Raw genomic sequence first — 16,355 nt, forward strand, 5'->3', positions numbered from 1 at the left:
TTTAATTTATAAGGTGACATTTAATCCAAATGAAATAGTTCTCTGTTGAGGATAGTAATACGCTGCCTGCCCGGATGGGGCCTCAGGATCAATGTCATATTTTTTGAGTGGGTTAATAGTTAACAGGTTGGTACCGGCAAGGTAAACCCTCAGGTTACGGATATTTGCTTTAGCTAAAAGGCTTTTTGGCAGATTGTAGCCAAATGCCAGTGTTTTCAATCTTAAATAACTTGCCTTTTTAAAGTACAGGTCGGATAATAAACTATTTGATGATGCTCCGGAAATTCGCGGAGTGGCATCAGCCGAATTGTTTTGTTCCGTCCACATGTTTTTATAAAAGGCCTGGGAATAATTTAATCCTCCGTGATACAGGTAAACGCCGCTGTAATAGTTAAATGCGCCTTGTAAAAGAGATTGCAGATCGAAGTTTTTAAATTTAAGATTGATGGAGGCCCCGGTCATCCAGTTGGGTACTGTACCCGTACCTATTTGTTGTTGGTCCCGGTAATCTAACTGTCCGTCGCCGTTCTTATCAATATATTTAACATCTCCAGGGCGCAGCGCGGCATTGCCGCCCGGATATTTGAATTTTAAAGCGTCAATTTCCTGCTGACTGGTAAATAAGCCGTCGGCCAGATAGCCAAACGTACGATCGACCCATTGCCCTGATTGCCTGTTTAATCTTGATTGATCCGGGTCTGTATAAACCTGTTCTTCATAATGAGTCCACTTTGCACGTGACCATGATAAGTTTGCTGAAATCTGATAACCCAATTCGCCAATATTGCCGCTGGTGCCCAGTGTTAACTCAAAGCCGCGGTTGTTTTGGCTATTTAAGTTCTCGGCAGGAAGGACAGCGCCGAAGGTATTTGGCAGCGTTTGTATCCTGGTTGCAGGTATTCCTGAAAGGGTACGATAAAAGACCTCGGCAGTTCCAAACAACTTTCTTTGTAAAAATGAAAAATCAACAGCTGCGTTGTATATATTAATTTTTTCCCAGGTAAGATTTGGGTTAGCCAAACCTGTAGATAAAATGCCGGCCTGCGTACCATTACCAATAAGCCATTGCCCGTTAAACTGATAGCCTGTGAGGTATTGAAAATCGCCTACATTGTCAATACCCGAACTGCCGTAACTTACCCTGAATTTCAGATCATCTATACTCTTTATTTTTTTGATAAAATCTTCCTGATCCAATCTCCATCCCAATGAAACACTTGGGAAGTATCCCCAACGCTTATCCGACTCAAATTTGGCAGACGCATCTGCCCGTAAAGTCGATTCCAAAAGGTATTTATCTTTATAAGCGTAATTTAAGCGTCCAACGTAACTTGCGCGCCCCATTTTTGCTGCCGAACTGTTAGCCTGGCTTGTGGTAACTAAACCTGCATACAGTTCTTCAATAGCTGGTGTTAAAAAATTATCTCTGCCGGCCAGTATATAATTATAATCGTTATCTATGGCTTCGTATAAGGCAAGGGCCGTAATATGGTGGTCGTTATTAAAAACGTGGTCATAGTTCAAAGAAAGCTGTCCGGTTATATTGCGGGTCTGGCTTTCCTGGTAAACTAATTTAGCCTGTGAACCAAGTGATCCTGCCAATGTATAGGCCTGTGTTGAATAATCGTAGGTGTAAAAACTATAAGGCTTGGAGAAGTTTTTGTCGGTAAAATAGGTCTTATCATAATTTATGAAAGCTTTGGCGCTTAAACCACTCACAGCAGGTATTTTGTAATTTAGCACAAAGGTGCCTTTCACATTTTGTGTGTTCTGCTTATCATAACCTGCTATATCTTCGTTGGATACAAGCGCAATACTACCCACCCCCTGACCGTTGGCAAAAGAATTTTTAGTTGGATCGGGCAATGTGGCGGGATAGATAGGCAGGGAGTTCCATAAATCCTGCCATAAGGTATTGATACCTATACCCTGGCCGCGCACCGGCTGCGAATTGGCATCACTAACAGCTGAAAGCAGGAGTTGAATAGACAGGTTATTATTAACCTTGGCATCTAAGTTAGATTGAAGATTGTACCTGTTGTAATTGCCGCCGTTTGTTTTCCACATAGGCGACTGATTAAGATAACCGAAAAAACCAAAATATTTAAGTTGGTCGCTGCCGCCGCGTACCGATAAGTTTTGTTGCGTTTGCGGAGCCGAGGATACAGTAGCCACTTTTTGCCAGTCGGTATTAGGATAAGCAGGGTCATTACCTGCGTAATATTTCTTAATCTGATCTGGCGTATAAGGTGCTGGTTTTCCCTGGTTAGTGTAAAACAAGTTGGTAATTTCTGCATACTGACCTGAATTAACCGGCTTTGACATCAACGTATTACTTTGTAAAGTATATGATGAATTAAATGTAATGTCAGGTTTTCCTTCTTTACCGTGTTTAGTTGTCACTAATATTACACCGTTACCAGCACGCGCACCATAGATAGAAGCCGCACCATCTTTAAGGATGCTTAACGATTCTATCTGGTTGGGATCAATATTGTTAAAGTTTGATTCAACGCCGTCAACAATCCACAGCGCCTGACCAAAACCACGAATGCTGATAGATGCCTGATCTGCACCAGGCTGTCCGGTTGATTGTTGTGAAATGAGGCCGGGCAGTCTCCCTGCAAGTGAGTTGATGGTACTGGCAACGGGGGCCTGGGTCAATTCATCTCCTTTAACAGAGGCTACCGAGCCGGTTAGGGTTGCCTTTTTTTGCGTACCATAACCAACTACAACCACATCGCTAAGTGTTCCGGTTAGTGGGGCGAGCGTTACATTTATTGATGTTTGTCCTGCAACTGGTACTTGTTGGGTAGCATAGCCTATAAAACTAAAAATAAGTACTGCATCATTCTTTAATCCCGAAATGGTATATTTTCCATCGGTACCAGTTACTGTGCCTTGTTTTGTACCTTTAACCGCAATACTTACACCGGGCAGGGGCTGCCCCTTTTCATCGTTAACCTGCCCGGTTACGGTAACAGCTGGTGCGTTGGTACCTTGTGGGGTAGTTATTATATTTTTGCCCGTTATAATTACATTCCCGTTTTTTACAACATAGGTAAAAGGCTGGCCTGCAAAGCACTTTTCCAGCACTTTTTTTAAAGGCAAATTTGTTACATCAATACTTACGGCGCTGCCTTGATTTATCAGCAGTTCATCATAAAGAAAATGATAACCGCTTTGCTTGCCAAGGTCATCAAGCAATTGCTCAAATGAGATGTTCTTAACCTTTAACGTTATATTTTGCCCATAAGTAGCTGCTGATACATGTAACAAAGTACACATACAAAGCACAATCGTTAATTTCATCTTTAAGAATATATCAGGTTTATTGCAGGAGAGGGCCCTACAAAAAAAAATTGTAAAATTTTTATACATTTGAATGTTAGGTTTATTGGTAATTGATTGTTAACGCGATCGTTCCATTCATCTGGCGCAGCTCCCATCGCTGCAAAACCAGGGGCGGTGCAACGTCCTTGGTTTTATCAGATATTTTTAAGTAACATTATTTACATATAACTTTTATCCTCCTTCCTTCAATTTTAAATTTTGCTATTCCGGTTAGTTCCACATAATTCAATAGTTCGTTTATATTTTCGGCGCGGGATACAGTACCACCCAGAACCTTATTATTTACATTGCCGCTGTACTCCACATCTACATTGTACCATCGTGCTATCTTGTTCATTGCCGTTTTAATGTTCTCTTTTCTGAAAGAAAAATAGCCGTTCTTCCAGGCAACTGCATCTTCTACATTAACCTTATTGAGAATGATATTATCGGCTGTTCTATCCGCCACAGCCTGTTGGCCAGGGACTAACATAGCATGAGCGCTTTTGGAGCTTAGCGCCACAGAACCCTCCAGCAACGTGGTATTTACCGCCGGTTCATTTTCATAAGCCATTACATTAAAATGTGTTCCTAAAACCTTAATGTTCACATTTTCGGCAGCGACAGTAAAGGGGGCGTTTTTATTTTTAAAAATTTCAAAATATGCCTCTCCGTGTAACTCAACATGTCTTTCATTACCAACAAATCTGCTGGGATATTTTAAGGAAGATCCTGCGTTAAGCCATACATCACTCCCATCAGGCAAGGTTATCCTGTACTGGCCTCCTAAGGGAGTTGTAACGGTGTTATAAGCTATTTCCTCGTTTGTTTGGCTTGCACCAGTTACCTTATAAGAGATCTGCCCGGCTGCATTTTTGGTGATCACCGTGTTTCCCTGTACAGCCAGTGTGCCTTTATTAGCGCCATTCAGCAGTATTTGCTTTCCGTTACCGAGCGTTAACGTGGCTACATTGGTTCCCGGTAATATGACTTGTTTTGAGGTAGGGTGTAGGGTAGCTATGTTAGGGTTAGCAGTTGGCCGGTTAACTATATAAATACCGGCGGATACTACAATAACAGCCGCCGCGGCAGCTGTTATTATGGGTTTTATAAACCTGTAAGTACGCTTTTTATATTGAATTTCATTATTCAGGCGTAATAATATGCGTTCTCTTGCACTTTCCTGATCGTCAGGATATTTGGCATCCTGCGCGGTTATGGCCTCGTACAGATCAAAAAGTTCCTGCTTTTCAAGGTCGTCAATAGAGCCTGCTATATACTTTTGCAGTAGATCGTTAATTTTTTGCTTACTCACGGTGTAATTGGTTTACAATTACATGTTACCGCGAAAAGCAGCATACCCTACATGCCATTTTAAAATTTATTAAAAAAATTATTTAGGCCTGCTTGCCGGGGTAGTTTCTTTTGAAATTTTCAGGTAATATTAGGGCACAATAAAAATTTCAGTGTTTAAACGTCAACTTATAGATTTTTAAAAAACTCATGCGAAATGAGCGCTACAAGACCGGCAGCTTCGAGGTTACTGCGGATTATTTTTAATGCGCGGGTGAGGTTGGCTTCCACACCTTTTTCTGAAATATTCATTTGTGCGGCAATTTCGGAATTCTTCATACCCAACTGGCGGCTATATTTGAATACCAGCTTACATTTTTCAGGCAGATCATTAATTATTCCATTAATGTAATCCTGTAAAAAAAGCGCATCTAACTTCTCCTCATCCAAGCTCACTTCCGAGAAATTAAAGTTCATTTCGGCTAATTTACATCTGCGGTGTTCTTTACGGTAATTCTTAAACACAACAAATTTAATTTTGGTAGCCAAAAATCCGCCAACGTTCAATATTTGAAAGTTGTTTTTTTCGTTCCAAAGCGAAATGAAAACTTCGTGAACAATATCTTCGGCCAAAGCCTTGTCCCTCGTATGGTTCCAGGCAATTAACACCAGTTTTTCCCAATACCTTTTATAGATTTCTGTAAACGCGGCGTGATCGCCTTCCTGTAAAAGGTTCATCAGTTCCTGATCGGAAAAAATATTAGGGGGCGTCATGGCTGTTATTAGTGAATTAATATTGGGGTTAAACTAATATTCCTAAAACTTTTTAACTGGTTATTTTCTTGGTATGGTATTATAACAGTAATAGCAGTGTTCATCCGGCTAAAACCTGCGGATACACCTGTGCATTAATATTATAGCGGCAAATAACGGTTTTCGCTAATCTGCGTTGCTGAAATAATTGGTTATAACGAAATTATTTTTTTCATTTTGAATAACCATCCTTTACTGTCTTTGATTTATCAGGGTTTGAGCCCCCTATTTGAGTAATTTTTAGCAGGACAAAATGACCTATTTTAATTTATACAGGATTTGATTGGGATAACCCTTTACCACACTTGTGAGTTTGCTGGCTGTTGTGTCTGTCCCGAGCGAGGTTGGTGTGTATTTAATATTCCAGCGGTTCAACTTTTCTTCCGTAGCACGTTTAAACCAACCATAATCTACGTCGATAGGCCTTTTGGTATCATGTATCTTTTGCAGTTCATTTCTTAAGTTAATGGAAGAAACCGTTTCCCACCTGATGTGTACCGCAGCTACAATAATGCCGTTTATTCCTATGCATATTGCAAACAGCCAGGCCAGGCTATTTATCGTTACACCTCGCAGGTTGCTATTGTGTGCTAAACGGTTTGCATTATATACCCACCACAACAATAAAGGCAATAACGGTACCAGCCAAAGCATAGGGAAAAAACGAGGCCACCAGAAGTGATTACTGAGCGACAGGCCGCTACAGAGTCCAAGTAGAAAGATTGCAACAGGCAATCGGGATGCTTTTACCGCAATTAAAAGCACCGCGAGGGCAACGGTTGCCAATATTAAAAGAATACCAAAGTAAGGCCCGAACCCACTCACTCTTGTTTCGTGAAAATGGTAGGCACTCCATGATTTAGGGCTCGTTAAAAAAGGGTTTGCCAACCGTGCAGTGTCTTCGCCATTGTATGGGGCATTGCCGGGGTAACCAAAGTTGGCATATATTAACCGCATGGGAAGGCTTTTACCTTTCATGTTTTTTGGTGTTTCATAAGCTTCATTATCGTCAATGCCTTTATCAAACACACCAGGGTACTGTTTAGAACCCATCAATGGATATAAAGGGTGGCCACGGTTAATCAAATTGGTGATGTAAGGGTTAAAACCAAATATGCATAATGCCATTACACCGGCTATTATATGAGATAACACGAAAGTTTTAACCAATTCCCGTTTTTTAATAAGGATATAGACAAAAACAAAAAACGATGAAATCAGCACAAAAACCAATCCGGTAAACTTGATATTCACCAGGCAGCAAATGGCCATTACAGCCAGTAACAAATACACAAGTTTAGGAGTACGAAGCCAGGAAACAACTGAAGCCAGATAAACAACCAGGAACAAATAAAGGTCGCCATCGTTGAGATACGTGGTTATTTCACTCCAAATAACCGGGTTAAGTAAAACCAGCGCTGTAAAAACTACAGATTGCCATGGCGGTAGATTAAAACTCCTGCAAAGCGGATAAACAACCCCGAAAGCGGTAAAAAGTGCTATCACATTATAAGCCTTACCCACTTCTACAGAACCAAATAAGCGTGTAACAGCGGCAGCGAAATACCATGAATTTTTAGGGAAATGCAAAATGGACAAATGGTTTAGCCCATCTGGTGTATTTAATGGCTTGTATAAAGGGTTCCAGGTTTCTGCAAGGTTATAAACAGCAGCCTGCTGATACCACTGACCATCCCAGGAAAGATCAAAATAAAATCCGGCTATTAGCAGCGAGCCTGTAATGATCAAAAGGCTAAGAAGTGTTGCTATCCCTAATGATTTTTTATTTATTGCCAGCCAGTTGGCGGCCAAAAAGTTCAAACCAATAGCAATTATGATAGACATTGGAAATACGAAAGCGGACAATGCGGTATGAAAAAGGTAAGTGACTGTGACGAACAAATGAACTACACAAATTATACTTAATAAGATTTGAGCGGTTAATAAGCCAATTCTGGTGAAATTGGTGTCGTTTATCTTTATCATCTGGTATATGATTGTGGTTTATAGGAATTACCGCGAGCTATCACATAAACCGAATGTTTAAGTAGTTAAAGCTTTACATACGGGTGCTGGAATATGGATCGGGTCAGCTATAGTATTAATTATTTTTATTTAATGCATCCTGTACTGTATGGTAAGATTAAATGGCCTCTTATTGTAGTATATAGTTGACTTAAATAAGTGCGACCGCTCAATGCTTCTGTAAGTTTCTTTAAATTCCGGGGGTATAGAAGATAACTGGAAAAGCCCCCTTTCTAAAAATTATTTATCTTATTTATAAACTATTTTACCATGGAAAAACTATTTATTAAAAAATGAAGTTAATTTAGTGGTTTTCCAAAACAAAATGCCTCAATTACTTTAACATAGCAATTTAAGGCATCCTGGCTAATGTTATAATGACCCTTTTGAAAGGAGGACTGATTTGAAACCGCAATTAATAGACATCAATTTATCAGGCAGGAAAACAATTCAAATAAAAAAATTGGAAACGCTTAACCTTGTAAGCCCTTTTCATTTTCATAATCTTTGTGAACTGGTATGGATAGAGAAAAGCCATGGCAAGCGTATAGTAGGTGATCATATTGACAATTTTGAGGATGACGATCTTGTACTGATGGGACCCAACCTGCCCCATATATGGCTAAATGACAAGCTTTTTCAACAGGAATCGGCAGCTAATATTGTTAAATCCACCGTTATATATTTCCCTGCAGATTTCCTTTTAAATTTAACGGATGAACAAAGTATCTTGAATCCGACCGAAGATCTCATCCTTCGTTCGGCAAGGGGCTTGCGGTTTTATGGAGAAACGAGCAAGAAGATAATAGATATATTGTCTAATATTTCGGAAAAAGAGGGGTTCAAAAAAATAATCCACTTCCTCCAGGCAATTGAAATTTTGTCGGCATCTAATGAATATAACTATTTGGCAAGCGTTACCTTCAAAAACTCTTATGATGAAAAGGACACGAACAGGATCAATACGGTTTACAAATTTCTAATGCAAAACTTTCATCGCGATATAACACTTAAGGAAGTTGCTGATCTGTGCAATATGACCACAAATTCATTTTGCAGATTTTTCAAAGCACGCACACAAAAATCCTTAACACAGTTTTTAAATGAATTGCGGATAGGTCATGCCTGTAAATTATTGAGAAATGAAGAGAACGCTATTGCTAATGTATGTTATCAATGCGGCTATAATAATCTTACCAATTTTAATAAATTCTTCATGTCAATAACAGGCAAAAGGCCCTCTGAATATAAAAAGCAGTTGAAAGCTAAAGCTTAAATTTTTTAAACAATGAACAAAAAAAAATCCTTTATCTTTTTTACTTTAATTTTTATCGCCTTGTTGGGTAAGGGGCAACCAAGCAACAAAAACCAAGCAAAAGATTGGCTTATCAACAATATGGGTTATGTCGCTTCTATAACAAAATCAGAAAATGGGAAAGAACTTATTCTGTCAAATGGATTGTTGAAAAGAGTTTTTAGGATACAACCCAATGTAGCATGTGTCAGCTACGAAAACTTAAGTAACGGACAACAGTTATTACGTAATGTAAAACCCGAAGCGGTATTAACCATTGATGGAAAAAAGATCAATATAGGAGGATTATATGGCCAAAAAGAACATGCTTACCTGTTGCCTGAATGGATTGACTCTTTTACCGCTAATGAAAATGATTTTCAGTTTAAATACTATTCAGTAGCTGAAATTCAACCCTACATTAAATGGAAACAAACATTTTGGGCCGGCAATATCAAGAAAGCCACAGGGAAGGTACTTACGCTGAATTTTCAGTCTAATTCATTAAAAGGCATTGATGTAGCCATTCATTATGAATTGTACGATGGGATACCGTTGATTGTAAAGTCACTATCTGTAAGTAATAATAGCGATCATTCCATAATTATAAACAAAACCGTTAATGAAATATTGGGCTTGGTTGAAGAGGAAAGCGCTGTAGTGGGTACTCCCGAACAAATGAAAAAGCAACATGGCATTTATATAGAAACAAATTATGCGTTTAACAATTCTATGCGTTATGATCTTAGTGATCAAACCACTCATTGGAAAACAGATTCGGTTTATACATCACAAGTAAATTATAGTTATCAAACCCCCTGCCTGTTGGAGGTATATCCTGACAAGGTTACGGCCGTTAAATTGCAGCCAAATGAAGTTTTCAACTCCGTACGTACCCATGAGTTATTGATTGATAGTTATGACAGGGAAAGACGCGGACTTGCCATAAGAAAAATGTACACTACCGTAGCACCCTGGACTGCAGAGAACCCCATATTTATGCACCTGGTAAGCCGTAATGACGAACAAGTAAAAAACGCTATAGAACAGTGCGCTTCAACCGGTTATGAAGCATTGATACTTAGCTTCGGCAGCCACTGCAATATGGAGGATACAACAGCGGCAAATATTAATAAATGGAAAAAATTGGCACAATTTGCCCATCAAAAAGGGATAAAAATTGGCGGCTATTCGTTATTTAGTTCCCGCCGCATTAGTGATAATGATGATGTTATTGACCCGGCTACCGGCAAGCCCGATGTTGCAGCGTTGTTTGGGAATGCGCCATGTATGGCAAGTAATTGGGGGTTAGCTTACATTAACAAACTGAAATATTTTCTTGAAAAAACAGGTTTCGATATTTTCGAAAATGATGGTCCATACCCGGGCGATCTTTGTGCCTCAACCTCACACCCTGGTCATTCAGGATTAGGCGATTCTCAGTGGAAACAAATAGAATTACAAAAAGGACTGTATCATTGGTGCAGTGAACATGGCATTTATGTTAACGCTCCTGATTGGTATTTACTTGATGGAACAAATAAAATTGCTTTGGGATATCGCGAAGTAAATTTTTCATTATCACGCCAGCAGCAAAAGATACTGAATCGCCAGAATATTTTTGATGCAACCTGGGAAGAAAATCCTTCAATGGTTTGGGGATTTGTTCCGCTCACCCGTTACCAGGGCGGCAGTGAAGACGCTGTATTAGAACCGCTTGGAAATCATCTGAAAGATTATGAACAATTAATGATGCAGTACTATGGCGCCGGTGTGCAAGCCTGTTACAGAGGACCACGTTTGTACGATACCGATAAAACAAAACAGTTGGTAACCAACACCATAGGGTGGTATAAAAAATACAGGGATATTCTTAATTCCGATATTATCCACCTCAGGCGCGCAGATGGACGGGACTGGGATGGTATTATGCACGTAAACCCAGATTTAAAACAAAAAGGCTTAGTAATGTTGTTCAATCCAACTAAAGACAAAATTACCAGGGCGATAAAGGTGCCATTATACTATTCGGGCTTAACCACCACTGCTACTATAAAAGAAAAAGATAGGGCGGCAAAAAAATACAACCTTAACAGAAATTATGAAGTTGAAGTAACGGTAACAATTGAACCTGAAAATTATACATGGCTGGTGGTAGAATAGTAACATTTTTATTTTCAATAAAAGGAGTTTCAGAGAAATAGGGGTATTAAATAAATGATCAGGATATACAAAACAGCAGCTTCCTTAACTGGAAAATTTTAAATTGATAAATATGTGGGTTGCTCCAAAACAGAACTTTTAAGGTTTAACTTGTTTTTATTGTCCATAAATACATTATGTATAACATAATGATGTTCAATTATATATGGCGTTTTCGTGTTCTTTTTACAGTTATATAACTAAATCCATAGGATTAGTAGATTATATAATTTATATTTGCCGCAATTAATCAGCATTATGAAAGCATTTTTACAGCAATACTCCACACTGGTAAAAGGCAAACACCTCGTCCGTAACAATTCGGCAAGTCGTTTTTATTGTTGTTGCTAACCGCAACCCTTTAAGCTTTTTGTAATTAACGCATACCACAGATCCCGGAAAAGGGTCTGGATGATTTCGTGCGCTTTTTTTCACCTAAAATATCCCTTCAAAATGAAATAAAATCACATCCATAAAAAACCGGCAGGTTTCCCCGCCGGTCGTATCCGATAGAAAGACAGCCTGTAACGCCAATCACGAACTGTCCCTATCTCCGCTTTTATCAACAATTACTTATTAACAAAAACGATTTAAATATATGGATTTATATTTCCATGCTAAATGCTATTATAAGCATCCGCTGCGCAGTTTTTTTTATGGTGCGGCCTTTTTGCTGCTGCTGATACCTTTTGGCAGCTTTGCTCAAAATAATGACCCGGCAACCATTAACTCCCGTTTACACGGAACGGTTATAGATGCCACCACTAAAGAAACCCTCCCTGGGGTAGTAATCAAAATTAAAGGAACAACCCACACCGTTGCTGCAAATACGCAAGGGGCATTTGATTTTGTTACCGGCCAAAAACTGCCCTATATCCTGCAGTTGAGTTTTATCGGTTATGAACCGCTGGAACTGGAAGTAAAAGAAAGCCCGGTGACCATCGAACTTAAACCATCCACCAGCCAGCTGAACGATGTGGTAATAGTTGGCTATGGCAGCCAGAAAAAAGCTACACTGATAGGCTCCGTTGCACAGGTTTCTGCCAAACAGATCAACGACAGGCCTGTAACCTCCTTATCCAATGCATTAACCGGTCAGCTGCCAGGCGTAACCGTCATCCAGCGCAGTGGGCAACCCGGCGCAAGCGGCGGTACTATACAGGTAAGAGGGGTAGGTTCCTATGGTGCCAGCCCTGCAGCATTTATCCTTGTTGACGGCATCCCGGTTAACTCATTTGATAATATCGACCCGAATGATATTGAAAATATTTCAGTTTTGAAGGACGCATCTACTGCGGCCATTTATGGCTCGCGTGCCGCAAACGGGGTTATCCTGGTAACCACCAAAACCGGGAAGAATACTAACGGTAAGATCAATATAGGGTATAACGGTTACACCGGGACCCAGCGAGCCACAGCCTATCCCAAGTTCGTTAATTCCTGGGAATATGCGGCTCTATTAAACGAAGCGCAGCCAGGTTCTTATACAGATGCGCAGATCCAGAAATTTAAAGATGGATCTGATCCGGATAACTACCCGAACGAGAACTATATTAAAGATGTGTTCAAGAAATCTACGCTGCAAACCGGTCACAACTTTTCTTTTTCAAACAGTACCCAAAACACCCAGTACCTCGTTTCTTTGGGTTACCTGTACCAGAATGGTATTATACAAAAAAACGACTTTAGCAGGTATAACCTCCGGGTAAATATGACTAACAGTTTTGCGCCTAACCTGAAACTCACCACACATTTATATGGCGGCCAATATGTTGATAATGAACCCGCGCCTCCGTCTACACTTGATTTTACGGATATGCTGGGCGATATCAGCAACGTGATCAGGGTGCCTGCCATATATCCCAACCGCTTAAGCAACGGTGATTATGGTTCGGGAATTGTGAGCAAAGGCACGCCGGTTTCTTACATCGATAACGACTCTTTCTATAAAGATAAACAAACCGATCTGCTGGCTAACCTGCGCCTTGATTGGGAAGTGATCAAAGGGCTGAAACTGTCCGTTATAGGTGGTTATACCGAACTCAATGATAATAACCAGCGGTTTTTGGCCAATCAGCGCCTAAACGCTACCATCACCTTAGGCCCGGGCAGCCTTACCCAGCAAAGCGGCGTAAACACATACAAAACCCTGCAGCAGCTGGCAGAATATAAAAAGAAGATCGGCGATCATGAATTCGGTATCCTGGCGGGGCATTCCTATGAGTACACCAGCACCAGTACGTTATCTGCCAATCGTACAGGCTTCAATAGTAACGACCTTACCCAGCTTAATGCCGGTGACGCCAGCACCCAAAAAAACAATGGCACTGCGGCGGAGTATACGCTCGACTCTTATTTTGCGCGTTTAAATTATAGTTTTAAGGGTAAATACCTGGTAGAGGGTACTGTGCGGTATGACGGTTCTTCACGCTTTCCCAGCGATTCAAAATATGCTACATTCCCGGCTGTTGCTGTGGGCTGGCGTATTTCTGAAGAAAATTTTATCAAAGATAATTTCGCATGGATCAGCGATCTGAAACTGAAAGCATCTTACGGCAAGCTGGGTAACCAAAACATCGGTAATTACGCTTATCAAAACGTGCTGACCTCCGGTTTTAATTATCCTATCGGTGGCGCCTTGTCAACAGGTGTAGCCAACACTACCCTGGTTGACCCTACCATTCATTGGGAAACCACCCGTACCAAGGATATTGGCTTGGATGCTGGCTTCCTTGGGGGCAAGCTGAATGTGAGCGCTACTTATTTTGACCGTTATACGTATGATATTCTTGTAAGCCCTTCATCGAGCGTATCTAAAGTGCTCGGGTTTAACGTGGGCGTTCAAAATTCAGGTAAGTTAAGTAACAAAGGTTGGGAATTTACCGCCGGTTACCAGGATAGGGCCGGAGATTTTTCTTATGGTATAAGTGCTAACCTGAGCATCATTAATAACAAAGTGCTTGACCTCGGCGTTGGAAATATTTTACAACCGAACGGATTGGTAGGTAACGGCTCTACCTTATTCAACGGCTACCCGATGAATGTTTATTACGGCTACGTGGCCGATGGCTTATTCAAAGATGCCAATGATGTGGCTACCTATGCCAACCAAACCAGCATTAATCCCAAAGTGCAGCCGGGCGATATCCGATACAAGGATATCAGCGGCCCCAATGGCGTGCCGGATGGTAAGGTTGACGCTACCTATGACCGCACGGTATTGGGCAGCAACATTCCAAAATATAACTATGGTTTCAACCTGACGGCCGGCTACAAGAATTTTGACTTCTCTGTTCTGTTGCAGGGTGTTGGCCATGTGAACGGGTACCTTGACGGCTATGCAGGCTGGGCATTTTATAATAACGGCAACATTCAGCAGTGGATGGCAGCAGATCATTGGAGCACCGCTAATCCTAATCCCAATGCAAAATACCCGCGCCTGGAAGTGATCACGAACCAGGGTACGGCCAATACCCTCACCTCATCATTTTGGATGTTGAATGGCAGTTATTTGAAAGTGAGGAATATTCAGGTTGGTTACAAGCTACCGAATAGTCTGCTACAGCGAATCCACCTGCAAAATGTACGGGTATTCGCTACCGCACAAAATCCATTATCGTTCAGCAAATACCCCAAAGGCTGGGACCCCGAGGTTAATACATCAGGATCGTATTACCCGATACTGGCTAATTATACGTTTGGTTTAACCGCAAATTTTTAATATCCGATGAAAAGAAATACTTTATATAAAATACTGCTTACTGTTTTACTAACAGCAGGTTTGTTTTCTTCCTGCCGCAAGGAGCTGGATAAAACACCGCTTGACCAGTTTTCCAACACCACCTTTTGGACCAGTGAGGCCAATGTTATGCTGGCGCTTACCGGTGTGTACCGCGGAAACATACAAATGCTCACAAATCCTACCGGTGCCGAATATTCTGCTACGGACTGGTGGTCTTACCACGGGCTGCTTTATCTGGAGTTTGCTACAGACAACGCTTATGACCGCAGAGGTGATAATTCCGGTTTGAATACACTTACCAACGGAGCATTAACCAGTGCCAATGCTTATATCAACAATTACTGGACACTGAGCTACGCCCGCATTGCGCGCTGTAATTATTTCCTGGAGAATATCGGCAAAGCGCCGATTGACCCGGCGAAGATTGCCCGGATGAGTGCAGAAGCCCGATTTATAAGGGCAACCCAGTACTTTTATTTGTCGCAGTATTTTGGTGCTGTTCCATTGGTTACCAAGGTGCTTACGTTAACAGAAGCCAATACCGTAAGCAAAGCCGCCAGGCAACAAATAATGGATTATGCCGAGGCCGAGCTAAAAGCCACTGCCGCAGTTCTGCCACGTTTTGCACAGCTGACGTCTGCAGAGCGTGGGCGGGCAAGCGCGCAGGTAGCGCTGGCATTTTTGGGAAGGTTGTACCTCGGCGAACAGAAGTTCAGCGATGCGGCTACAACTTATAAACAGATCATTGATGACAATGAAAATATCATAGATCCAAATTTTGAAAGTTTGTTTAACGGCACAAATGAAACCAGCTCGGAGATATTGTTTGCCACCCAATACCAGCAGGATCTGGCGCCAAATGCCATGCAGCAGCATAACTACCCGGCGGCGCTTGGCGGTTATATGCTTGACTGTCCTTTAGGCAGCCTGGTGGAGTCGTTCGAGTTTAATGATGGAACTCCGTTTTCTTACACAGATCCGCGTTATGTAGCTTCAGACCTTGGCCAGAACCGCGACCCGAGATTGAAGTTTACGGTGTTGTATAATGGTCGTCCATTTAAAAACATCATTTATGACAGCAATCCAGACCATGCAAGTTCTGTAGATCAGTTAACAACCACCAAGCAGGCTACACGTACGGGTTTCGCACTAAAGAAATTTAACAGCGAGGTATTCAGCGGGGGCGATTTGCAGAATTCCGGTATCGACCTGCCCATCATCCGTTATGCCGAAGTTTTGCTGAGTTACCTGGAGGCTAAACTGGAAAACGGGGATGCCATTGATCAGTCGCTCCTAAACGCTACTATTAATAAAGTAAGGGGAAGGGCAGGGGTGAATATGCCTGCGGTCACCGAAACTAATCCGGCGCTGTTACGGGTGATCTTAAGAAGAGAGCGCCGCAACGAACTGGCACTGGAAGGTATCAGGTACTGGGACTTGCTAAGGTGGAAAACTATTGGCCAGGTACTAAACGGCGATTTTTACGGAGCCCCATTCCCTAATGCGCAAAACCTGCGTAAAAAAGGTACAACTGTTGATCCCTTTGGCAGATGGTATGTAACTTCAAAGGCGTTCCGTGTAGGCCAGGACGAATTTTGGCCGGTGCCTCAAAGTGAGGTTAACATCAATCCTAATTTGAAATAATTAAACCAT

Annotated in this window: 8 protein-coding genes; 4 read left to right on the forward strand and 4 right to left on the reverse strand. The window is 41.4% G+C overall.

Annotated features, from left to right (window positions below; translation table 11 throughout):
* Positions 1 to 6: 6 nt before the first annotated feature.
* The 4 genes from BLS59_RS16800 to BLS59_RS16815 form a co-directional block, all read right to left on the reverse strand.
* Positions 7 to 3,312 carry a TonB-dependent receptor gene (locus BLS59_RS16800; protein WP_162842660.1) on the reverse strand — a complete coding sequence of 1,102 codons (3,306 nt, stop codon included), beginning with the start codon at positions 3,310 to 3,312 and terminating at the stop codon, positions 7 to 9.
* 196 nt (positions 3,313 to 3,508) lie between these two features.
* Complete coding sequence (locus BLS59_RS16805; protein WP_091150692.1) at positions 3,509 to 4,648, reverse strand: FecR family protein; 1,140 nt, start codon at positions 4,646 to 4,648, stop codon at positions 3,509 to 3,511.
* A 167-nt stretch (positions 4,649 to 4,815) separates the two neighbouring features.
* Positions 4,816 to 5,400: an RNA polymerase sigma factor gene (locus tag BLS59_RS16810; RefSeq protein ID WP_091150694.1), complete on the reverse strand. Its 585-nt coding sequence runs from the start codon at positions 5,398 to 5,400 to the stop codon at positions 4,816 to 4,818.
* Positions 5,401 to 5,697: 297 nt separating this feature from the next.
* Entirely contained in the window at positions 5,698 to 7,284 is a 1,587-nt protein-coding gene (locus BLS59_RS16815; protein ID WP_091150696.1) for a hypothetical protein, read from the reverse strand.
* A gap of 643 nt (positions 7,285 to 7,927) precedes the next feature.
* Here BLS59_RS16815 and BLS59_RS16820 point away from each other — a divergent pair.
* The 4 genes from BLS59_RS16820 (at position 7,928) to BLS59_RS16835 (ending at position 16,346) form a co-directional block, all read left to right on the forward strand.
* Positions 7,928 to 8,740 carry an AraC family transcriptional regulator gene (locus tag BLS59_RS16820; protein WP_240315257.1) on the forward strand — a complete coding sequence of 271 codons (813 nt, stop codon included), beginning with the start codon at positions 7,928 to 7,930 and terminating at the stop codon, positions 8,738 to 8,740.
* A 12-nt stretch (positions 8,741 to 8,752) separates the two neighbouring features.
* Positions 8,753 to 10,921: an alpha-galactosidase gene (locus tag BLS59_RS16825; RefSeq protein ID WP_091150699.1), complete on the forward strand. Its 2,169-nt coding sequence runs from the start codon at positions 8,753 to 8,755 to the stop codon at positions 10,919 to 10,921.
* 637 nt (positions 10,922 to 11,558) lie between these two features.
* Positions 11,559 to 14,681, forward strand: a complete 3,123-nt coding sequence (locus BLS59_RS16830; protein WP_091150701.1) for a SusC/RagA family TonB-linked outer membrane protein — start codon at positions 11,559 to 11,561, stop codon at positions 14,679 to 14,681.
* Between the two features lie 6 nt (positions 14,682 to 14,687).
* Positions 14,688 to 16,346, forward strand: a complete 1,659-nt coding sequence (locus BLS59_RS16835; protein WP_091150702.1) for a RagB/SusD family nutrient uptake outer membrane protein — start codon at positions 14,688 to 14,690, stop codon at positions 16,344 to 16,346.
* Positions 16,347 to 16,355 lie beyond the last annotated feature (9 nt).

This window comes from Mucilaginibacter pineti (assembly GCF_900101875.1).
In the GTDB taxonomy this organism is placed as follows: Bacteria; Bacteroidota; Bacteroidia; order Sphingobacteriales; family Sphingobacteriaceae; genus Mucilaginibacter; species Mucilaginibacter pineti.

Coding starts and splice junctions, on each gene's coding strand:
- BLS59_RS16800 (WP_162842660.1), bottom strand. CDS start 3,312: ATGAAATTAACGATTGTGCTTTGTATGTGTACTTTGTTACATGTATCA.
- BLS59_RS16810 (WP_091150694.1), bottom strand. CDS start 5,400: ATGACGCCCCCTAATATTTTTTCCGATCAGGAACTGATGAACCTTTTA.
- BLS59_RS16815 (WP_091150696.1), bottom strand. CDS start 7,284: ATGTCTATCATAATTGCTATTGGTTTGAACTTTTTGGCCGCCAACTGG.
- BLS59_RS16825 (WP_091150699.1), top strand. CDS start 8,753: ATGAACAAAAAAAAATCCTTTATCTTTTTTACTTTAATTTTTATCGCC.
- BLS59_RS16830 (WP_091150701.1), top strand. CDS start 11,559: ATGGATTTATATTTCCATGCTAAATGCTATTATAAGCATCCGCTGCGC.
- BLS59_RS16835 (WP_091150702.1), top strand. CDS start 14,688: ATGAAAAGAAATACTTTATATAAAATACTGCTTACTGTTTTACTAACA.